Origin of the sequence: Desulforhabdus sp. TSK (assembly GCF_022836495.1) — a bacterium.
In the GTDB taxonomy this organism is placed as follows: Bacteria; Desulfobacterota; Syntrophobacteria; order Syntrophobacterales; family Syntrophobacteraceae; genus Desulforhabdus.
In genome coordinates, this window is the sequence record NZ_BQXM01000003.1 from 162,475 (window position 1) to 182,426 (window position 19,952).

Consider the following 19,952-nt stretch of genomic DNA (forward strand, 5'->3'; position numbering starts at 1 on the left):
GCAGGCATCGGCTCCAATGGTCTCAGACGGCGTAAAGGCAACAGCGATGGAATTGTCACTCTCGGATGGACTTTTTCGCAAATTCAGCGACATGGTGTACGAGCACTGCGGCATCAATCTGCACGATGGAAAGAAAGCTCTTCTCCAGGCACGGTTGAACAAACGGTTGAGGGTTACGAAAGTTACATCTTATGAAGATTATTATCGTTATCTGACAAATCCCCATAATGATGGAGAGCTGACACACTTCCTGGACTGCATCTCTACCAATCTGACCTATTTTTTTCGAGAGTCTCAGCACTTCGACTTCCTCAAACAAAAATTGTTGCCCGAGCTCATCGAGCTCAAGCGCAAATCACGCACCAACCGCATTCGCATCTGGAGCGCCGGATGCTCCACGGGAGAAGAGCCTTACAGCCTGGCCATGTACTTCGCGTCGCAAATAGAGGATCTGCCCAAATGGGACTTACGGATTTTGGCAACGGATATTTCCACGCGCGTCCTGGCGGTGGCTTCAAAAGGGATTTACAGCCGGTCGAAAATCGCGGGCATCCCGGAGTCCATGCGGCGCAGCTACTTTCAGCCATGCTGCCGGGATAAGGATTGCTCCGACTTCCAGATCGTTTCTCCCATCCGCAACCTTACGACCTTTCGACGCCTCAACCTGAAGGATCCATACCCTTTCAAAGGTCCATTCGACTTCATTTTCTGCCGAAATGTCATGATCTATTTCGACAAACAGACACAGGAAGCTCTGATTCAACGCATGGCCTCCTACCTGGACACCGGGGGGTACCTCTTTGTCGGTCATGCCGAAAGCCTGACAGGGCTGAATCACCCGCTCAGCTATGTCCGTCCCGCTGTTTACCGCAAATGAAGCAGCGGGAAGATTCGTCCTGGAGGTGAGAAGCCATATGCGAAAAGTCATTGGAGTAGCGGATCTCGGCGTCAGCAATCAACCCGACGAAATTCTGATCACTTATTCCCTCGGATCCTGCATAGCGGTCATGCTCTACGATCCCATAGCCAATGTGGGAGGCCTCCTGCACTACATGCTGCCGGAATCCTCCATGGATCCTGAAAAAGCCAGAAGCAAGCCGGCCATGTTCGCAGACACCGGCATCCCTGCCCTCTTCAAACAGTGTTATCGTTTGGGGGCCACAAAGCGTAATCTCGTCGTGCGGATTGCGGGTGGATCCCAGATCCTCGACGAAAACGGCGTCTTCAACATAGGGAAACGCAACTATCTGGCATTGCGAAATATTTTCTGGAGGAACAACGTACTGGTGACGGCGGAGCATGTCGGGGGCACCGTGAATCGAACCGTTCGCATCGAAATGAGCTCGGGGCGCGTGTTTTTGAAGGTCTCCGGCTCAGGCGAAACGGAAATGCCTTGAGTCAAAACCTGCACGGCACTGCACTTGACAAGGAAAGAGACAACAATGGCCTACAATGTTCTCATGGTGGATGATTCAGGCTCCATGCGAAAAATCCTCAAGAAGATCCTGTTGGTTTCCGGCTTCGATCTGGGAGAATGGTGGGAAGCTGAAAACGGCCTTGCTGCACTGAAAGTGTTGCAAGATCATTGGATCGACCTGGTGCTGTCCGATCTGCACATGCCGTTGATGAACGGCCTCGAGCTTCTGCAAACGTTGAAAAAGGAAGAAAAATGGCGTGATGTACCGGTGGTCTTCATCACCACCGAGGCCAATCAAGACCGGCTCAATGCGTTGCTGGCACTGGGGGCCAAGAGCTACATTCGCAAGCCCTTCCGCCCTGAAACGATCCACGTCCAATTGTCTCAGATCATGGGAGCTCCCAATGCACAAGGAATGTCACTCAGCGATGAAGGATGCGATTTCTGAGGTCTTCGAAACCATGTTCTTTGTCATGGTGGATTTTCCAGCTGATGCCCTGGAAATAGAAAAGGATGTGTGAGTCGCGCATCGGCCTGTACCGGGAAAAGGTCAGGCAACAGGAAATCGCTTTTCGATTCCACAAAGACTTCGCTCGAATGCTGACGGCAAATCTTCTGAGCAAGCGAGAAGACGGAGTTGCTGAAGACGAGCTCGAAGATGCCATGAAGGAGCTCGCCAACATGGTGGGGGGAAGCTACCTGTCACGGCTGCACCAAGACGCCTGGGAACTGGGAATTCCTCATCTCCTGTCCCCCGGAAAGGAGACAGATGAAGGCCTCCGACAACTCTCGGTGTCATACTTTGGAGCCCCGGCAGGTGAAATTCGCATTCACTCCAACGCGCCATGCCAGGACCGATTGTCCCTTTTGCCCCCCAAAGGCTTGCAGCAGGTATAGGGCCGGCATGACGATGGTCTTTAAGCTCCATGCAGGGCACCATGCTCCTTGATCAATGGCAAAGCGGGAAGCAGAGGAAAAGATGAAACCCATCAAAGTATTGATTGTCGATGATTCCGCCATTGTGCGCAAGATTTTCACACAGGAGCTCTCCAAGCATGAGGACATCGAGGTCGTGGGCACGGCCCCCGATCCATACATAGCACGCGACAAGATCGTCAAGTTGAGACCGGACGTCCTCACCCTGGATATCGAAATGCCCCGCATGGATGGGTTGAGCTTCCTGCGAAAGTTGATGAAATACTACCCTATCCCGACGATCATTGTCAGCTCCCTCACGCCCAAGAACAGCGAAATGGCCCTGGAAGCCATCGAAGGCGGCGCTCTGGAAGTGCTTGCCAAGCCCGGGGGCGCCTACAGCGTAGGAGACATGAGCATTCAGCTGGTGGAAAAGATCCGTGCGGCCGCCAGCGCCAGGCTGACGCATCAGCCGTCCGCCCGGAATACCCAGCCTCAATGGACTGGCAAGGCTGGTTTTTCCGCTGCTCTCAAAGAAACCACCAATAAGGTGATCGCCATGGGAGCGTCCACCGGTGGAACCGAAGCCCTCAAGCGAGTGCTCACCCAGATGCCTCCCAACAGCCCGGGGATAGTCGTCGTGCAGCACATGCCACCACGGTTCACGACGGCCTTTGCCGACCGCCTCAACGGACTTTGCCATATCGAAGTGAGGGAAGCCAAAGACGGGGATTCCGTCGTCCCGGGATTGGCCCTCATTGCTCCCGGCAATTACCACATGCTGATGAAGCGGAGCGGAGCGCGCTATTACGTGGAAGTCAAGGGGGGACCATTGGTGTGCCATCAGCGGCCTTCGGTGGATGTCCTGTTCCATTCCGTCGCCAAGTACGCGGGAGCAAACGCCCTGGGAGTGATCATGACAGGTATGGGAAGAGATGGAGCCAAGGGCCTGCTCGAGATGCGTCATGCGGGAGCACACACTATCGCTCAGGATGAAAAGAGCTGCGTCGTTTTCGGCATGCCCAAGGAAGCTATCAAGGAGGGGGCAGTGGATCGGATTGCGCCGCTGGAAGCAATCCCCGATGCAATCTTCGCCTCCCTGGCTTCCGGGGCATGACATTAGAGGCGGAGACCCGCTTCAGGCACACATGAGTCTGCCGCTGGAAGGTGACACGGCCTCATTGGGACGAAACCTCGAAACGATCTTTTGGATTTATTTTCAAGCATACCTTCACTCATCGAAGAGGAGTAGACGATGGCATACAAGGACATGACGGTCCTCGTCGTAGATGATTTTTCCACGATGCGACGCATTGTGCGGAATATCCTGCGGGACCTCGAATTCAAGAATATTCTCGAAGCTGAAAATGGATCATCCGCCCTCGATATTTTGAACAGTCAGGACGTAGATCTCGTGGTTTCCGACTGGAACATGCCCAAGATGACCGGGCTGGAGCTCCTGAAGAGCGTGCGGGCGACGGACAGGTTGAAGAACATTCCGTTTCTCATGGTGACTGCCGAAGCACAAAAGGAAAACATCGTGGAAGCGGTGAAGGCCAAGGTCAGCAACTATATTGTGAAACCGTTTACGGCAGCCACCATGGCGGAAAAACTGGCCAAGATACTGCCCCCCAACTGATTTCCCCGTCAGCTCTTTTTCCGTGGCTTGAAGATTGACCCCAAGGTGGTTTGAAGAAGCAAGCCCCACCTTCCGTTTCTCTCCCCGTTTCCAAAGTGCTCGATCATGAGTACTGCATGAAGCACGATAGTCAGCTTGCTTCGGGCTCAGGAGGGACCTCAGACACGGCGGCACCGGGAACAGAGCAGGAGTGCAAGGATAATGAAATCCGAAGAATCTGTGCTTTCCCTCAATGATCTCAGGGATCTGCTGTCCAACGGAGTCATTGCTGGCGTCGATGATCTCATGGGTATGGGCGAATGCCTCAACCTCCTGGAGCTTGCAGAAGAAGCATCAGACCTGCCCGAACCTTCACGCGGGCAGATAGGCCGAATCAAGGAAATCATCAACAGGCTGATCCTCCAGGAATCCGAGGACCAGGATTCCGATTGGAACGCCATTCAGCATTTGTTGAACAATCTGCTCCTGCCGACCCCTTTCGAAGGTTCCCCTTCAGAGGCAGACTCAGAGGCAGACCTGGCGATTTTCCAGGAATTGGATACGAGCGATCCAGAAGCCGTCCATGGCGATGCCATGCTCGCCCTTGAACTGCCCGAAATATACGACCCTGAGCTTCTCAGCGATTTTATCGAGGAAGCGAAAGAGCATCTGGCGTCCATCGAACTGAACATGCTCGCCTTGGAAGCCAATCCCCTGGACATGGAAGCCATCAACGCCGTCTTCCGACCTTTCCACAGCATCAAGGGAGTCGCAGGTTTTTTGAACCTGGGTGATATTCATCACTTGAGCCATGAAGTCGAAAACCTGCTGGACGCCGCCCGCTCCGGGCATATTGTCGTCACGGAGCAGATCATCGATATCGTCTTGAACGCTGTGGACATTCTCAAAGCACTCCTGCGGGAACTGGAAAAACCACCAACCAGTCCATCAGCGGTGAGTGAGGCAGCCTCCCTGGTAGCTCCCTTCCTGGAAAGTATCAGGCGCATCCAGAAAGCGGAAACGGGGGAACGGGAACCTCTACCGAAGAAATTGGGGACTATTCTGGTAGAGCAGGGCGTTGTGGACGAGGAGGTGATCGAAGCGGCGGTCAAGGCCAGTATTTCCAAGGGAACGCGGCTGGGGGAAGAGCTGGTTTCCATGGGAGCCGTCTCACCCGCCCAAGTGTCCGAGGCTCTCAATGAACAACAGACCACCAAGGAGAATGTCTCTTCGGTTCGCATCGATACCCAAAAACTCGACAATCTTGTGGACATGGTGGGAGAGCTGGTGATTGCCCAATCCATGGTGCTTCTGAACCCGGATGTTCAAAACATCAGAGATCAGAAGCTCCAAAAGGATATCGCTCAACTGGGACGCATCACCGCCGAACTGCAGCGCATCAGCCTCTCCATGCGGATGGTTCCCATCAAGAGTACTTTTCAAAAGATGATTCGCCTGGTTCGAGACCTGTCGAAAAAATCGGGAAAGAATGTTGCCCTGGAAATGCGGGGAGAGGAAACAGAAATCGACCGCAATATGGTGGAGGAGATTTACGAGCCCCTCGTCCACATGATTCGAAATTCTGTGGACCACGGCATCGAGACTCCGGGGGAAAGGACAATTGCCGGCAAAAAGCCTCAGGGAACGGTCTTCCTCTCAGCCGAGCAGAAGGGTGGAAACATTCTGATCCACATCCAGGATGACGGCTGTGGACTGAATGTCGAGAAGATCCGCGCCAGGGCTGTGGAGCACGGGATCATTTCCACACATGAGATTTTGGAGGAACGGGAAATCTACGAGCTCATTTTTCATCCAGGCTTTTCCACCAATGAACAGGTCACCGAAGTCTCAGGTCGGGGCGTGGGGATGGACGTCGTGAAAAGAAGTGTCGAGAGGCTCCGGGGAAAAATCGAGATATCCAGCTCCCAGGGCTGCGGCACCCAATTCAATCTCAAGCTCCCCCTCACCATGGCCATCATCGATGGAATGATCGTCCGCGTCGGCGAAGAAAGGTTTGTCGTGCCCACCATCGCTCTCAATGAATCCCTGCGCCCATCGAAGGACGCTTACGTCACGGTCCAGGGAAAGGGGGAGCTCATCAGAGTGAGGGAAAAGCTCATGCCCCTCATCAGGCTGCATGAAATTTTCGAAGTGCCTCCGCGCCATTACGACCCATGGGAGGGTTTGCTGCTGGTTGTCAATGAGGATAACCGATCCTACTGCCTGCTGGCCGACGAAATCATCGGACGCCAGGAAGTGGTCATCAAGAGTCTGGGGTCAACCCTCCGCCTTCTAGGAGGGATCTCGGGAGGAGCCATTTTAGGGGATGGGAAAGTGGCATTGATCGTGGATGTCAAAGGCATCGTGAGTCTTTATGAGGATAATGGAAAATGACCTTAACCATTGAAAACGAAGACTGGACCGAACTGATTCAAACAGTGAAGGACGTCCGTGAAAAATCAACCGCGTGGGTCGGTTCCGGAGGATCTTCAGAACAAATTGCCGAATCCCAACAATTGTTGCAGTCATTCCATATTACGGCGGCCATGTTGGGATTGCAGGAGTTGGAAGAGGCCGGGCTACATTTGGAAAAATACCTCCTGGAATCCATAAAGCACGGCAGTAACGGCAGTTCTGTCAGCTCCTTCAATGCGGCGTTGGACACCCTCCTGGAACGTTTGGAAACACTCCCGGAAGCCAACCATCACGGGTCGTCTCTACTGGAAGAGGTCTCGGCCGCCTTGAATGGCTCCCGGAGAATAGAAGAGACGCCCATCCAGATCCACGAGGGGGCATCCGAACAATCCGGACATCTCAGCACACAGCAACAAGACTTGGAGGAAGGAACCGCGCTGGAGGAGGTTTGTAATTTTGCCTTGGACGACCTCCAAGGCCTGGAAAGCATCGTCTCGAAGCTCGGAGGCAAGATGGTCTTTTCCCCTGAATTCCTGAACGAGGGGGGGGGAGGGAGCTTCCAGCTCCATTTTCCCGGCAATCCATCCATTCTGAAGCGCCTGGGAACGCTGCTGGCGCCCTGTGATCCCGACGCACAGTTCGCGTCCCATCTCGTGCACCATGATGTTATGATCGAGCGAATCCTCCAGAGGATCAAGGAGTTCATGAATGCACTTTCCTCGGGTAACCTCGCCGACGCGCAGGAGATCCTGCTCACTTTCCATGAAAAGCAAAGTGATGCGGGCCTCTTTGTGGAGATCGGGACCCTGGCGAGAGACCTGCATAATTCCCTCAAAGGCTTCATGAATACCATGGACCCTGCTTTGAAGGACCTGGTCACTGACAATCTGCCGGATTCAGGAAATCGGCTGGAGCATATTCTGCGTCTCACGGAGAATGCCGCCACCACGACCCTGGACCACGTTGAATCCCTGCAAAAGCGCAATCAGATGGACCAGGCAAAACTGGAAGAGCTCCAACAGCTCTTCTCAGGGTTGAAGGCCATCGGGGGAAGTGCACAAGACCGACTGTCTGAGGGTCGTGAGCTCCTGCACGAATTGAATGCCTCAGCGGTGCAAACTCGTGATGACCTCGTCACCATCCTGACGGCCCAGGATTATCAAGACCTCACCGGACAGATCATTCTGAAGATCATCAATCTCCTGAACGATCTTCAGCTGAAGATGGTCAATCTCATCCGGACTTTCGGAGTCTCCATCGAGGATCACAAGAAAGGCCAGACGAACGAGCTCTACGGACCGGCTCACCAAGGGAAACTGGACGCCCTCCACAGCCAGGACGATGTGGACAACCTTCTGGCGGAATTCGGCTTCTGATGTAAGGGGAAATCATTGAAAACAGTGCCCGGCACCGGCTGTGCTGCATTACAGGAAGTGCAGCCCGCCGAGCACCGGCCTTTGTCAGGGCATGACAGACCGGCCGGGATGAAGCGGCTGGCGGCAACGATTACAAGAGAAAGGGCCCAAGGGTGACCGGAGTGCAGAAATGGGCCCTTTCAAAATGATTTCATCATAAGGAGGGAGTTATTTTATGCGGCTTTCAGAGCGAGAGACAGTTCGTCAGCCGTCAGCACGCGATCGATATCCAATAGAATCTTGACGTGCCCTTCGGTTTTCGCCATACTCAGGATGTACTCGGTGTCCAGTTTGGCGCCGAATTTTGGGGTTTCCTCTATGTCATCGCCTCGGATTTGCACCACTTCCGACACAGAATCGACGACGATGCCCATCATGGTGGAACCGGAGGGTCCGGATATCTCCACGACAATGATACAGGTCCTTTCAGTATAATCATGACAGGTCATTCCAAATTTCAGCCGTAAATCCACCACAGGAATCACCTTACCCCGCAAATTCACTACACCTTTAACAAAATCAGGCGTCTGAGGCAGCGTTGTGATGGGCATCATTCCAATGATCTCCTTGACCTTCAGGATCTCAATTCCGTAGTCCTCATCCGCCAGTGTGAAGGTCAAGTACTTGCCTCCCTTATCGATCCTTATGTTCTGATTTTTTTTTTCCATCATGATCCCTTCGTCAACGCAGGTCCCTTGTTTTGTGCAATACAGCCCTTTACCGGTGGAATATTCGGCTGCTTCATGAGAATTCTTTAATACTCTCGACCACGCTCACCCTACCCTTGTGCCTCGGAGCGGCCTCCTCCCAGCATGGCCAGTGCCATCCCTTTCTCATGCGTGAATCTTGCCTGAACAGCTGCACGAACTTGTGGATTCGAGAGTCCAAATTTCGTAGCCCTGACTGCATAAACATTCTCTATCAACTGCTTGTCTGTCATTTCTTTCCCAGAAGATTGGATCCGCTGCACAGCTTCATCGAGCACATTGGCTGCACCGTGGGGACCATGTTGAACGGCTGTGCTCCACACGACCTGCTGCAAGACACTGGAATGTTTGCTGACATCCAAACCAGTCTTTTGCTGGATCTCGGCGAGTGCTGCGTCGTAATGAGACTCTCTGATGAAGTCCTCCTGGAGCTTCTCGAAGGAAACAGGATCCTCTTGTGCAATACGACTCCATTCCCTGGGCATGCCACCCTGCGCGCTGCCCGTATCGGAGGGCCCAGCCGATTTCAGTCTCGCTGCCCACTGCGGTGCATGCCTGTCGAGAAAATCCAAAAAAAGCTTCATGGTACCCTGACGTGAAGATATCTGGAAGATGCCGTAGGATGTCCCGCCATTTCTGTCGTAGCCAATGGCCCCCGCCCCTGCATCGGCCGATTCAAACTGTGCCGACAACGCTCCAATTCGATCGCTGTCCTCCCCTCTCGGAATCGCCGGGGAACGTTCCCTCCACCTGGAAGGAATATCCAACTGGGGTTTGGGAGAAACGGCCATCGATTCTGCCGGCATCTCCCGGCCGGGAATGCTCGCCAGTCGCCCAGCCATTTCATAGGCATGCAGGGCCATGCCTCCACTGGAATGGGCCATCGCCTGCAGAAAAACCGAAGCGGCAAGGCCTTCTAAACCGCTCATAGGGGCGCCCATGGGGCTTGAGCCCAAATCCCAGGGCAGCGCAGAGGGTTGCAGGAGCGATCCAGGAGGGGAATCAGGAATGAGGGGAAGATTCAATGACGGCAGGTTTCCACTCAGATGGGACCGCGCCATATTCAGAACGGCATCAAACTGCTGTTGCCTCGCAGAATTCAGCCAAGAATTCCTGGCCTCCTCTATTTCATCCGGCAGGGATGTTTGGCCTTGAATTGCAGTCGTTTTAAACTCCATCGATGCCTCCTTCACACACCATTGATCCGGCCTGATGCAGCTCAACCGTGGACTTCATTCTTCTCATCTGAGAAAGGGAAATCCGAGCCTGACTCAGAAGCTCTCTGAAAACTCCCTCTCCCTCGAGAGAGAGGGTAGAGGTATGCGTCATTCTCGGACAGCCTCTCAAAGACCGAGATGCCGGAATCGTGCCTAAAAAACCGTTACGGTATTCCGCCCTGCAGATTTTGCCGCATAAAGTGCCTTGTCCGCGCGGTTGAAAACTTCTGTCCCGCTCTGATCTCCGGTTTCGATCTGGGTTCCCCCCACGCTGACACGAATGGGTATTTGCTTTCCCTGGTATAAAAATCGTGTCCGCTCTATGGTCGAATGGATCTTCTCGGCGACCACCTTCATTTCTTCCCGCCCGGTCCCGGGGAGGATAACGACCATCTCATCACCGCCAAGACGGGCCAGGAAATCCGGCACACGGAGAAGCGACCCCACCCTCTGAATGACTTCACGGAGGCAGAGATCGCCTGCAGAGTGCCCGTAGCGATCGTTTACGTTCTTGAAATTGTCCACATCCAAGAGGAGAAGAGAGAAGCTTTGCCCATACCTCTGATAGCGTTGGAATTCCTCCTTGAGCCTTTGCTCATAGGCACGCCGATTGTAGCTGTTGGTGAGAGGGTCGATGAGGGCCTGCCTCTCGAGATTTCGGGCCCGATCCTGCACCTGCTCGATCTCTGTTTTGACTTTTTCGATCGTCCCCTGCAGATCCCCCACCTTTGCATTGGCTTCATGCAGCCGCCTTTCATCCTCCTGACGTTTCTCTTCCAGAGCAAGACAGATGGTACTTATCTTCGTGACCACCAGGTTCTTGAGCTCTCCCAGCGTGGTGGTGTGAGTCACCGACTGTTTCATGTCGGCCATTTGGACTTCGATGATAGTGTTGAAGTCCTGATTTGCTTCATGAGAGCGGCGGTTGGAGTCCAAAGAATTGAAAAGGTGACTCTCCATGCGAATCAGATTCTCACCAATCTCCGAAACAAATGCTGTGAGCTGTTTGCGCTCCTCGGTAATGTTCTTGATGGAAGATTCGATGAACGCAAGGAACTCTTTACGGATGGCATTCAGCTGCGCAGGATCTGAAACTGCTTTAATTTTCTCCTGCAGTCCCGAAAGGCTTGTGAGATCCGCTGAAACAGAATCCGCTGCAATCACGTCCAAGACTTCAAGATAAACCTCCTGGAGCTGCGTGATGTTTTGAGGGGCAAACGCCGCCGGTTCAGGGGAGAGCCTTTTATTCTTGAGCCATTTGCCCCATGAAGAACCGGGGCCCTCACGTGCCTCTTTCCCCGAGCCCTCTGTACCGTTCTGATGCGCCAATTCCTCCGAGATCGTGTTGAGAGACTGCTCCAGATCCCTCAAAGAGGTGTCTTTCATCAATGAGATTTTGAAATCATTAAGAGATCCGGGGGCAGGCTCCCGTCCTGAGGACTGAATCCAGTTCAGCAGGGTCAATAAGGAACGTTTGTAGAAGGACTGGAGGTTGAGCTTCTCGTCCTGGAGCTCCACAACATGGTTGAAGAATCGTTCTTTTTGGGATCTCAGGATGCCATTTTCCTGTTGGAGGGCCTGCAGTTCAAATGCTCCGGCGTCTGAATGGGGGGAAGAACCGTTGCCTCGCCGAATCGCAGAAACGAGGTCGAGAAGATCTTGCCTCTGCCGCAGTGCATCACACAATGATGAAGACGCAAGTACACGTCGTTGTGAGGATATTTCCTTCAGGGCTTCAATCACAATGTCTGACAATCGTCCCAGATCAATGCCAACTTCTTGACGATTACTGACCTGCTGCATTTCGACGTCCTCATTGAGAAATTATTGTTTTTCCTCAGGATCACATGAATATCATTGCCCCATTCCCAACCACCTCTTCTGTCCCTCATTCCTCAACGTGACGGCCATCGCCTTCCAACTCCTGGCTGCGCCAGCCTGGAACTGAGCGTTCTTGGGAACCGCTCTCCAGGGAGTGGGAATTTTGTCTCCGGCGGAGTAAAATTGACAAATGATTCGCCCATGAGCCACATTATTCAAATCATCGCAGCTGATGCCATCCATTGTTCTCAGTATTGTCGAGCTTCACTCCTCATGGGGGAGGACATTAAGTACCTGAGCGTATATTTCTTAACATTTTGTCTTGCTGTCCGTTCGCCCTGAGCCTGTCGAAGGGCACAACCAGACATGCCCTTCGACAGGCTCAGGGCGAACGGTTCGTTTTGTTAGAAAACTTTTGCTTGGGTACTTAAGTCAATATCGTTGCCGTCATCCTCCTCCCCGCTGATACTCTGTCAACTTTGCTCCGCAGGGTACCCACCGTTGATTCCCCCTTTGAGGGGGTCAGGCGGGTGTTGTCGTGCCGGCACAACGAACTTGACGGAACACCAGGTGAGGGGCGTTCTCCGGCAGGCATCAAGTGGCACTGACCTGTCAGATGGAATCCTTTTTGAAAGGTTTCGGCTCAAAAAGCTGGCAGGCCATGCCCGATGCGCCATGAACTAATGTGTCGGGATATTGATGCGCTCGCACCCCCCAGGCTTTGCATCCGTAGGGCAGACTGCGTTCCCAGGTAATGAAAAAGTGCCTGCACTTTAAACATGTTATCTTTTTCATGACGCTCTTTTCGTTGGAAGCCTTGAAGAGTGATGGAGAGTGAAGAAAGCCGATGCCCTCCCGACGATTCAGGTTTCTTTAAGCTATTTTCGTGCCATAAATGACAAATTCCAGGAATTCTCATGGGGTGGCGCTGCGGAGAATTACAGACAACTATGCATGCAGCCTTCAGGCGTTTGAGTTTATTTTTCTCAAGTTTTAAGAGTGCATGCCGATAGTAGGTGTGAAGGAGGAGCTGACATGATCACAACGGATTACCAGGTCAAAAGCGGGCTCCGCACGTACAGCAGGCAATTACAGCGGGCAAGGCTGACGGCAAAGCGTGATGCACCTGGGAACGCCCCTAAACAAGCGTCCTCTGAAAATGTCAGCATATCCCAGGAGGGGCGCCAGCGACTGAATGTGGAGCAACTGGCTGACCGGGCAAAAGAACCGACCCATAACCCAGGAACAGATGAAGGCAGACCCTAGTGCATGTTGGCGAGAGTTTTCACCCTGTGGGACAGGGTGATTCCCCCAAGGGGAGGAGGGGGGTATCAACGTCGCGCCACATTCAGCTTCATCCGCCTTCAAAGGGAGACTTCAGAACATTACGGACCAGGCGATGACTTTCGCTGCAATATACTCATGCATGGACTTCCAACATCTTTGGATTGAGATACCATAGAAAATGGGTAATCTAGTTAAAATAAAGATTTTCATTTCACGAATGAAGCCTGTGTGGACAGGTAGAAAGAGGCAGCTGCGAGCCCTCATGAAGCATAAAGGGCTGACAGGCGAGAAAAGAGTTTCCCTTGCAATGATGCAGCGGCTTCCCTGCGGCGCATGGAGCTCCATCCGTGCTTCCATTACGAAAAAGACTGTAAAGAGGTTTTACGAAATGGACATTAAAAAGATCAACATCTATGCCGGTCAACCGGTGCAGCAGCCCCAGGAAAATTCTCATCGGCTGAGAACCGAGCAGAATGACGCTGAGACCAGGCCAGCCACACTGGACCGGGTGGAGCTCTCCGGCAAATACAAGGAAGTGAATGAATTGACCAAAATCTCCATGCAGCGCGACGAGATTCGTACCGAACTTGTAGAGCGTTTCCGAAGTCTTATCCAGAACGACCAGTACAGCATCGATCCTGAAGAGATCGCCGACAAGATGTTGTCGGAAGTGTTTTGATCCCTGTCAGTTTTATGTCTCTCCCGGCACGACGGAATACCTGCATGGATCCGGTTGACGCACCGGCGAAACTTTTGGAGATGCTGATTCAGGAACAAACAGTTTGACATTTTTCCCCCCTTCCCCGCTTCATCCTGTCTTTGATTTGAGATCCCAGCCTGAAATTCGGGAACAGTCGGTGGAGGAAGATGCCCCTGTTCCCTTTTCCATTTCTTCAGGCCGCCGCTTCCCCGACATGGACTGCCGATGGAGGGGAAGAGGGGGAGCGCACGGTCTCCCCCGGTGCCAGGAGGTTGAAGGAGGTCAAGGTTGGTGTAAGGGTGCTCTCAACGAAGAGCGGTGAGTGGTTCCCGTGCGCTTTGAACCACCTGTTGAAGAGGCTGGAAGAAGCTTCCGAGCATTCAACTTGGATATCTTTATCACAAGAACTGTGCCAGGTTCATCCCGTCCATCATGGCCGTTACGCGCAGCGCAGCCTCAAACGAGGTTTGCTTCTGTTGAAGCTGCGTGACGATTTCCACCAGATCCGCATCCTCCACGTCCGAAAGCAGCGTGGTCTGTTGGATTTCCAATGCGTCCAGAGCACTCTGGCGGCGCTCCAAGCCCGACATGCGTATTCCAACCCGGGAGGTTTGCCTGGAAAAGTTCTCCAGGGCAACGTCAATGTACCCCATTTCCTTTTCGATGGCTTTCGTATCGTGCACCTCTATGGCCTTCCTGAGACTCACCAGGTGCTGCAGGCTGTTCTTTTCCTCGCCGCCAGCATCCAGGAGGAAGGTCTCCCTCCCATTGACGTTGACGGTCTGATCGGCGGATTTTCCGACGCGGACCGTCAGAGCTCCATCCAGGTCACTTCCCTCGGCAAGCGGGTAGTCCGCATGTCCTGCGTTGGCCTCCTGAGCGTCGAAGGGGGCTGTCCCGCTATCCACCGCGAATAGATAACGCCCCTGATACTTCTCATTGGCAGCGCTGACAGCCTCATCGAAAATCTGGTCCATCTCCTTCACGTAGGCTGTATCCTCAGGATTCACACTCCCATTGACGGACCCGACAGCAATTTCCTTAGCCCTGACAAACAGGTCCGAGAGCTGGTTCAAGGCGTCCTCGGTAGCCTGTCCAAAATGGAGAGCGAATTCGATATTGTTCGAGAAACTGCCGAGCTCCCGAATCCCCTGCTTCAGGTCCATGCCCTTCGCCCACCCCATGGGATCGTCAGCAGGCCTGAGCAGCCTCTTGCCCGAGGAAGCACTGGAAGACAGGCGCTCGATATCCACATTCAATCGATTCAGCCCCGCGGTTGTTCGGGTATAGGTGGATGCGAAACTGACTCTCATGGCATACCCCTTTAACATTTCAAGGAAAGCATCATTCCCCCGACCCATTCGCAATAATGTTTCATCGAGAGGAGCAACGGCCTGGATGGCTGGGATTTGGCAATCCAGGCCATTGATCTTTGCCCATCCCTTAAACCATTTCAATCACCCTCTGGAGAAGAGCGGACGTCTGCTGAATGATTTTCGCCGCCGCTTGATAGACCTGCTGGTTTTTCAGCACCTCCACCATCTCTTCATCCAGGGAGACCCCTGAGACAGATTGTTGTTGGGTCTCCAGTTCGCTGAAGAGGCTTCCGAAAAACTCCGCCTTGGATTGGGCTTCATTCTGTCGACTCCCCACCTTGTGCTGAGAGTTGCTCAGAAATTCTCCAAACCGTGCACCATCCAGGCCGGAAATGCTTTCATCCTGAAGCTTGGATATGGCAAGACAGGTAGCTGAAAGTTTTGAGATGGCCTCGGGGTCCACCTTGGTGTCCGCCTTCAGTGCAGCAACGGAAAAAGACGGATCCAGTGCAAAATCTTTTGCAGCGTTCGCGGGATCCTGGATTTTGAAAATGGCCATGTGGCCATTCACGGCCTGGGCAAAATGCCCCCCAAAGCGATTGAGCTCTCCCAGAGACTCTTCCACCACCCGGCGGGCCGCCGTCAGGCCGCTCAGGCTTCCGCCGGCGACATCCCCTGCGTCCAGCCTGACGGACACTCCGGTGGAAGCGAGGGGATCATAATCGAAGGAACGATATTCCATCTTCATGGCAGAGTCCGGATCGCCGACTACCTCAGGATCATAGGCCAGCTCACCCGCACGGTTATGAGACACGAGCACCACCGGTTGGGTACCGGACTCTTTATAATCCAGAGCAACCGTCCATGAGCCATCCTTTTCTTCGCTGTAGCGGACGGGAATGTATTCCGCCAGTTCCTGCACTGCCTGATAGCGCTGATCTCTGAGGTCGTTGGCACTGGCAGCCCCCACCCGTTCCGAAAGACGAATCCCTTCGTTCAGAGAGGCGACGGCATCGAGGATCCGGTTGACGTCGCTTCTCACATCCCCATGGTCGTTGACACTTCTGTCGAGCTCCTGTTCGATGCTTTCGCCCCAGGCTTCCAGATGGCTGTAATTGTCCCCGACCCTCTCAGCGACGCTCTGGGAGGCTTCGACCACTCCTTCTTTGGCCGCAAGACTCGTTGGGTCCTGCAGCAGGACATCCCAGGAGCTCCAAAAGGAGCCGAGTGAATCCGTAAGCCCGGACTCTCCATCATCCAACATCTGAACGCTTATGGAATCCAACTTGGAAGCGAAGTCTTCCCAATGAGCTTTCTCGGAAATAGTGCTCAAAAGACGCCCTTCGATGAATTGATCGCGCTGCTGAACAATCCTGGAGACGCTGGCCCCTGTGCCCACCCACCCTGCCCGAACAGGCAGAGCCAGGTTCGATTGCATCACTACTTTTTGACGGGAGTACGCCTTGTTGTCGGCGTTGGCAATATTGTGAGACGCAGTCTGCAGGGACACCTGAGTATTCAAGAGAGTGTTTTTCGAGGTTTCCAGGATAACACTGAGACTCGCCATGGCTATATCTCCCTGCTCAACTTGAGCCCCTTGAACTGCATTCTGTCTACCGTGCTGCCCTGATGTTGTGAGTAAATCGTCCCCCCACTCAGGACCCCCAAAAATTCCTGCCAGTATCCCAGGGACCCCTCAATGAACCCCCGGTTGACATGGTTCAGGCGTTGAATCTCTTTCAGCTTCTGCCTGAGGAGGCTCTGCTTTTCCATGGTCTTGGTGCCATCCCCCCCCTGACACACCCCCTGGAGCTTTTCCATCATTTCCGTCAGAGATCGAATGAGGAGCTCTTTCTCCGGAAGAATCCCCAGAAGGGCATCGCTTTGAAATGACTTCAAAGCGCAGGATTCTTCCTGCAATACCCTCATCAAGGCATCGGCAGTTGCCTCGCATGACTCCAGAAGTTTTTTGGTTTCTAAAGCATCGTCCTGGAAGCCGTCAGAGGACTCCATTTTGAAGGGCTCCATTTATTTGACTTTCGATTCCATCAAGGGAACAAGTTGCCGATAGAGCGATTCTCCCAATCCCATGTCACCTTTCAGACTGAGCGTTCCGGCAACGGATTCATCCATCATGCCCTGGTAAATTTCCCGTCCCTGGTCTGTGGATTCGCAGCTCAGAGGATTTTGACGCATCTCCTTCAGAAGGTTGCTCATCATGATGGCTTCAAAATTTTGACAGCTTTCTTTCAATCGCTTTTTCTGGACCGTAAGTTCCGCTGCAGAATCTGCTTGAGGAGCCGCCGTGGCGATTTTCAACATTTTTCCCTCCCTGGACTGGCAAACCGAAATCATCTCGACCGTTGAAAGACGATTTCCACTCTCCGATTCATTTCTCGTCCTGCCGGCGTGCTGTTTTCCGCAAGGGGATGAGAGCTCCCATAGCCGCCCATGGCCAGGCGCCTGGGGTCTGCTGCGCCCTGCTCCACCAAAAACTGGATCACTGCCTGAGCCCGCGCCAAAGAGAGATCTTCATTGGACGAAAAGAGCTCGTTGTGAATGGGGATATCGTCCGTATGTCCCTCGACGGTGGCATAGTAGCCTGAGGTCGCGATGAAATCCCCCAGCATCTTCAGAATGGGAAAAACCTGCGGATTCAACGTCGCTCTCCCGCTTTCAAAAAGCAGCTTTTCCCCAAATATGAAGGAGAACCTCTCAGCCAATCTGCTTTTGTGCACCCAGAGGGTGTTCCCGGAAGAGACCAAAAGGTTGTATTGCCTGTCCGCCTCAACCCCATCCATTCTCGCTTCATCCAAGTCTCGAATATCCAGGGCACAGATACTCTCCAATCCCTCGCACAACTCCCTGATTGCCGTGTCCTCCATCAGGTAGACCCTTTCGTGCCGGTTGAAGAACAGGATCCCGCTCGACGTCGTGAAATTGTTGAAGGCTATTCTGAGAGCCCTTTGATTGAGGGATGACATGGACAGGAGAAGAACAAAGAAGGTAAGGAGCAAGGTGCACAAATCCGAAAAAGTCACCATCCATAAGGTTTGGCTTAACCCTCCACTCTCCCTGCCCTCCTCCCTCCTTTTCCTTTTGATCCAGGAACCTCGCTTCTTGACCCTTAGGGCGGCTTCCGGCCGAAGGTGTCTCAAAGGCCTCCTTTCGATTCCCTCTTTTCATTCGGGAAGAATTGAAAAAAGAAATTCTTGTAATTGAAACCGCTTGCAACCGGTGGACGTATCCCCAGGAGCGTCTCGGGGATGCTTTCATTGGGACCGATGACCAAATCCACCCGTTGATTGCGACCGCCGGGGTCCAGTTGAAGCTCCCCTCCATCCACCGGGGCGTAATGACTGAAGCCATTGGCCCGCATCTGCTCTCTTGGGATCCCCTGCCGGCTCAGAAACTCGTAGACCACCTGAGCTCTTTTGCTGGAGAGATACCAGGAGTACTGGACCGTACGATCCGTAACCCCGCCCTTCAGGATTTCACGCACATCCGTATGACCCTGAATTTCAATTTCCTTCAGGCTCGTTTTCAGGTGCGATGCCAGGCGTTCGAGGTAATTCTTTATGGCCGGCTTCAGGTCGAAGGAGTCCGGCATGAAGCCAACCCTTTCATGGATGCGCACGATGATCTTGTCATTTTTTTTGAAGACCTGCACCTCGCCTTCCACTCCGCTCTGAAGAGTGATCTGCCGAAGCGACTCGACATCGAAGGACTTGCTCTCCCGGAGGGGAGCAATGCATTCGCGTGGGTCTGATCCTTTCTCCTCCCCCAGGACGGAGCGGCCGCCGGACAAGAGCCCAAAAGATCCCACCAGGGAATCCAGGACTTTGCGTTGACGTGTCGTGTCGATGGTGGCCATGCTGATGAGCAAGACAAAAAAAGTCATGAGCAGGGTCGTCAGGTCCGCAAATGTCGTGAGCCAGCCGGGATTCGATGGCGCCTCAGCACCCTGTTTTTTCCTGCCCATGCCGAACACCCCAAATCAAATGAGCTCGAGCTTTGCCTGCAAGGCCCCCGCCGCTCGGATGGCCTGCAGAATATTGATGAGATCGCGGGGCGTGGCTCCGATGGAATTCAACCCTTTCACCACCTGGCCGAGGGTAACTCCCCCTCCGACGAGAGAGAGATGCCCCTTCTGCTCTTGAACCTCGATATCGCTTTGAGGCGTCACCACTGTCTTTCCATTGCTGAAAGGCTGAGGCTGGGAAACAGTGGGAGTTTCCGTGATCTGCACCGTGAGATTTCCATGGGCTACCGCCACGGGGGATATGCGGACATTTTCTCCCATGACGATGGTCCCCGTCCGCTCGTTGACGACAATTTTGGCCGCCGTATCCGGTTGCACCTCGAGGCTTTCCACTTTACTGATGAGGCCCACCATATTCTGCTGGTAGGCGTCGGGAATTTGGATCCTGACGGTCCCGGCATCCACGGCCTGTGCAACCGTTCCCCCCAGGGACTCGTTCACCCGGTGCGCCACCTTCTGGGCGGTGGAAAAGTCCGGATTGCCCAATACCAAATCAAGCTGCTCCAGATGGTCGTAGGCCACGGACACTTCCTGCTCCACCAGAGCTCCGCCGCTCACGAGGCCCACTGTGGGATGGTTCTTCTGCACACTGCTCCCACTCCCCCCGGAGATGGAGAATCCCCCTACGGAAATGGGACCCTGCGCCACGGCGTAGGTCCTTCCATCCGGTCCCGCCAGAGGAGTCAAGAGAAGGGTCCCCCCTTCCAGGCTCTTGGCATCGCCGATGGACGAGACCTGCACATCCACGCGACTGCCTTTGCGCACAAAGGATGGGAGCTTGGCCGTGGCCATGACGGCCGCGACATTCTTCACCTTCACCTGCTCCGGATTCACATGAATTCCCATGTTGTCCAGTAGGTTTGCCAGTGTGTTGACTGTGAATTGCGTCTTGTTGTTGTCACCCGTGCCGTTCAGTCCGACAATCAACCCATACCCTATGAGCTGGTTCGGGCGGTCCCCCATGAAGGAGGCAATGTCCTTGATGCGTGCGGCATGGATCTCCGATACCGGCAACTGCAGCTGGACGCATAGAAGCATGCTCAACAGGAGAATCGGAATGTTCCTGGACACTCTGCTCACCT

20 protein-coding genes are annotated in these 19,952 nt (G+C 53.7%); 10 read left to right on the forward strand and 10 right to left on the reverse strand.

Annotated features, from left to right (window positions below; genetic code table 11):
* The first annotated feature begins 46 nt into the window (after window positions 1–46).
* The 8 genes from MWC30_RS03185 (at window position 47) to MWC30_RS03220 (ending at window position 7,741) form a co-directional block, all read left to right on the forward strand.
* Entirely contained in the window at window positions 47–877 is an 831-nt protein-coding gene (locus MWC30_RS03185; RefSeq protein ID WP_244082705.1) for a protein-glutamate O-methyltransferase CheR, read from the forward strand.
* A 37-nt stretch (window positions 878–914) separates the two neighbouring features.
* Window positions 915–1,397: a chemotaxis protein CheD gene (locus MWC30_RS03190; protein ID WP_244082706.1), complete on the forward strand. Its 483-nt coding sequence runs from the start codon at window positions 915–917 to the stop codon at window positions 1,395–1,397.
* A gap of 45 nt (window positions 1,398–1,442) precedes the next feature.
* Window positions 1,443–1,865, forward strand: a complete 423-nt coding sequence (locus MWC30_RS03195; RefSeq protein ID WP_244082707.1) for a PleD family two-component system response regulator — start codon at window positions 1,443–1,445, stop codon at window positions 1,863–1,865.
* Window positions 1,866–1,930: 65 nt separating this feature from the next.
* Window positions 1,931–2,314 (forward strand): chemotaxis protein CheX, encoded by a 384-nt coding sequence (locus MWC30_RS03200; protein ID WP_244082708.1) that lies wholly within the window; start codon window positions 1,931–1,933, stop codon window positions 2,312–2,314.
* An 82-nt stretch (window positions 2,315–2,396) separates the two neighbouring features.
* Window positions 2,397–3,449 carry a chemotaxis response regulator protein-glutamate methylesterase gene (locus tag MWC30_RS03205; protein WP_244082709.1) on the forward strand — a complete coding sequence of 351 codons (1,053 nt, stop codon included), beginning with the start codon at window positions 2,397–2,399 and terminating at the stop codon, window positions 3,447–3,449.
* A 138-nt stretch (window positions 3,450–3,587) separates the two neighbouring features.
* Window positions 3,588–3,971, forward strand: a complete 384-nt coding sequence (locus tag MWC30_RS03210; RefSeq protein WP_244082710.1) for a response regulator — start codon at window positions 3,588–3,590, stop codon at window positions 3,969–3,971.
* A gap of 201 nt (window positions 3,972–4,172) precedes the next feature.
* Window positions 4,173–6,344, forward strand: coding sequence for a chemotaxis protein CheA (locus MWC30_RS03215; protein WP_244082711.1), 2,172 nt, complete (start codon window positions 4,173–4,175; stop codon window positions 6,342–6,344).
* Window positions 6,341–7,741: a protein phosphatase CheZ gene (locus tag MWC30_RS03220; protein ID WP_244082712.1), complete on the forward strand. Its 1,401-nt coding sequence runs from the start codon at window positions 6,341–6,343 to the stop codon at window positions 7,739–7,741. Before MWC30_RS03215 ends, MWC30_RS03220 begins: the two co-directional genes overlap by 4 nt.
* A gap of 212 nt (window positions 7,742–7,953) precedes the next feature.
* Here MWC30_RS03220 and MWC30_RS03225 read toward each other — a convergent pair whose 3' ends face one another.
* The 3 genes from MWC30_RS03225 to MWC30_RS03235 form a co-directional block, all read right to left on the reverse strand.
* Window positions 7,954–8,451, reverse strand: coding sequence for a chemotaxis protein CheW (locus MWC30_RS03225; RefSeq protein WP_244082713.1), 498 nt, complete (start codon window positions 8,449–8,451; stop codon window positions 7,954–7,956).
* 107 nt (window positions 8,452–8,558) lie between these two features.
* Window positions 8,559–9,416, reverse strand: coding sequence for a hypothetical protein (locus MWC30_RS03230; RefSeq protein WP_244082714.1), 858 nt, complete (start codon window positions 9,414–9,416; stop codon window positions 8,559–8,561).
* Window positions 9,417–9,857: 441 nt separating this feature from the next.
* Window positions 9,858–11,507, reverse strand: a complete 1,650-nt coding sequence (locus MWC30_RS03235; protein ID WP_244082715.1) for a GGDEF domain-containing protein — start codon at window positions 11,505–11,507, stop codon at window positions 9,858–9,860.
* 1,053 nt (window positions 11,508–12,560) lie between these two features.
* Here MWC30_RS03235 and MWC30_RS03240 point away from each other — a divergent pair.
* Window positions 12,561–12,791, forward strand: a complete 231-nt coding sequence (locus tag MWC30_RS03240; protein ID WP_244082716.1) for a DVU0524 family FlgM-associated protein — start codon at window positions 12,561–12,563, stop codon at window positions 12,789–12,791.
* 238 nt (window positions 12,792–13,029) lie between these two features.
* Window positions 13,030–13,491: a flagellar biosynthesis anti-sigma factor FlgM gene (flgM, locus tag MWC30_RS03245; protein WP_244082717.1), complete on the forward strand. Its 462-nt coding sequence runs from the start codon at window positions 13,030–13,032 to the stop codon at window positions 13,489–13,491.
* A gap of 419 nt (window positions 13,492–13,910) precedes the next feature.
* On the opposite strand, the gene MWC30_RS03250 is transcribed toward flgM, so the two are convergent.
* From MWC30_RS03250 to MWC30_RS03280, 7 genes are all read right to left on the reverse strand, one after another.
* Window positions 13,911–14,825 (reverse strand): flagellin, encoded by a 915-nt coding sequence (locus tag MWC30_RS03250; RefSeq protein WP_244082718.1) that lies wholly within the window; start codon window positions 14,823–14,825, stop codon window positions 13,911–13,913.
* Window positions 14,826–14,955: 130 nt separating this feature from the next.
* Window positions 14,956–16,395 carry a flagellar hook-associated protein FlgK gene (gene flgK, locus MWC30_RS03255; protein ID WP_244082719.1) on the reverse strand — a complete coding sequence of 480 codons (1,440 nt, stop codon included), beginning with the start codon at window positions 16,393–16,395 and terminating at the stop codon, window positions 14,956–14,958.
* A gap of 2 nt (window positions 16,396–16,397) precedes the next feature.
* A complete protein-coding gene (gene flgN / locus MWC30_RS03260) occupies window positions 16,398–16,841 on the reverse strand; it encodes a flagellar export chaperone FlgN (protein WP_244082720.1) in 444 nt (147 codons plus the stop codon).
* A 15-nt stretch (window positions 16,842–16,856) separates the two neighbouring features.
* Window positions 16,857–17,150 carry a rod-binding protein gene (locus MWC30_RS03265; protein ID WP_244082721.1) on the reverse strand — a complete coding sequence of 98 codons (294 nt, stop codon included), beginning with the start codon at window positions 17,148–17,150 and terminating at the stop codon, window positions 16,857–16,859.
* Window positions 17,151–17,179: 29 nt separating this feature from the next.
* The gene (locus tag MWC30_RS03270; RefSeq protein ID WP_256461210.1) at window positions 17,180–17,986 is read right to left on the reverse strand and encodes a flagellar motor protein MotB; all 807 of its coding nucleotides are present in this window, start codon (window positions 17,984–17,986) and stop codon (window positions 17,180–17,182) included.
* Window positions 17,983–18,810: a flagellar motor protein MotB gene (locus MWC30_RS03275; RefSeq protein ID WP_244082722.1), complete on the reverse strand. Its 828-nt coding sequence runs from the start codon at window positions 18,808–18,810 to the stop codon at window positions 17,983–17,985. Before MWC30_RS03275 ends, MWC30_RS03270 begins: the two co-directional genes overlap by 4 nt.
* A 15-nt stretch (window positions 18,811–18,825) precedes the next feature.
* A complete protein-coding gene (locus MWC30_RS03280; RefSeq protein ID WP_368860787.1) occupies window positions 18,826–19,950 on the reverse strand; it encodes a flagellar basal body P-ring protein FlgI in 1,125 nt (374 codons plus the stop codon).
* Window positions 19,951–19,952 lie beyond the last annotated feature (2 nt).

What these genes read in the sequence shown, in the direction of transcription:
- MWC30_RS03230 (WP_244082714.1), bottom strand. Translation starts at nt 9,416, where the DNA reads ATGAGCGGTTTAGAAGGCCTTGCCGCTTCGGTTTTTCTGCAGGCGATG.
- MWC30_RS03210 (WP_244082710.1), top strand. Translation starts at nt 3,588, where the DNA reads ATGGCATACAAGGACATGACGGTCCTCGTCGTAGATGATTTTTCCACG.
- MWC30_RS03235 (WP_244082715.1), bottom strand. Translation starts at nt 11,507, where the DNA reads ATGCAGCAGGTCAGTAATCGTCAAGAAGTTGGCATTGATCTGGGACGA.
- MWC30_RS03265 (WP_244082721.1), bottom strand. Translation starts at nt 17,150, where the DNA reads ATGTTGAAAATCGCCACGGCGGCTCCTCAAGCAGATTCTGCAGCGGAA.
- MWC30_RS03225 (WP_244082713.1), bottom strand. Translation starts at nt 8,451, where the DNA reads ATGATGGAAAAAAAAAATCAGAACATAAGGATCGATAAGGGAGGCAAG.
- MWC30_RS03250 (WP_244082718.1), bottom strand. Translation starts at nt 14,825, where the DNA reads ATGAGAGTCAGTTTCGCATCCACCTATACCCGAACAACCGCGGGGCTG.
- flgN (WP_244082720.1), bottom strand. Translation starts at nt 16,841, where the DNA reads ATGGAGTCCTCTGACGGCTTCCAGGACGATGCTTTAGAAACCAAAAAA.
- MWC30_RS03205 (WP_244082709.1), top strand. Translation starts at nt 2,397, where the DNA reads ATGAAACCCATCAAAGTATTGATTGTCGATGATTCCGCCATTGTGCGC.
- MWC30_RS03240 (WP_244082716.1), top strand. Translation starts at nt 12,561, where the DNA reads ATGATCACAACGGATTACCAGGTCAAAAGCGGGCTCCGCACGTACAGC.
- MWC30_RS03195 (WP_244082707.1), top strand. Translation starts at nt 1,443, where the DNA reads ATGGCCTACAATGTTCTCATGGTGGATGATTCAGGCTCCATGCGAAAA.
- MWC30_RS03215 (WP_244082711.1), top strand. Translation starts at nt 4,173, where the DNA reads ATGAAATCCGAAGAATCTGTGCTTTCCCTCAATGATCTCAGGGATCTG.
- MWC30_RS03190 (WP_244082706.1), top strand. Translation starts at nt 915, where the DNA reads ATGCGAAAAGTCATTGGAGTAGCGGATCTCGGCGTCAGCAATCAACCC.
- MWC30_RS03200 (WP_244082708.1), top strand. Translation starts at nt 1,931, where the DNA reads ATGTGTGAGTCGCGCATCGGCCTGTACCGGGAAAAGGTCAGGCAACAG.
- flgM (WP_244082717.1), top strand. Translation starts at nt 13,030, where the DNA reads ATGAAGCCTGTGTGGACAGGTAGAAAGAGGCAGCTGCGAGCCCTCATG.
- MWC30_RS03275 (WP_244082722.1), bottom strand. Translation starts at nt 18,810, where the DNA reads ATGGGCAGGAAAAAACAGGGTGCTGAGGCGCCATCGAATCCCGGCTGG.
- flgK (WP_244082719.1), bottom strand. Translation starts at nt 16,395, where the DNA reads ATGGCGAGTCTCAGTGTTATCCTGGAAACCTCGAAAAACACTCTCTTG.
- MWC30_RS03185 (WP_244082705.1), top strand. Translation starts at nt 47, where the DNA reads ATGGAATTGTCACTCTCGGATGGACTTTTTCGCAAATTCAGCGACATG.
- MWC30_RS03220 (WP_244082712.1), top strand. Translation starts at nt 6,341, where the DNA reads ATGACCTTAACCATTGAAAACGAAGACTGGACCGAACTGATTCAAACA.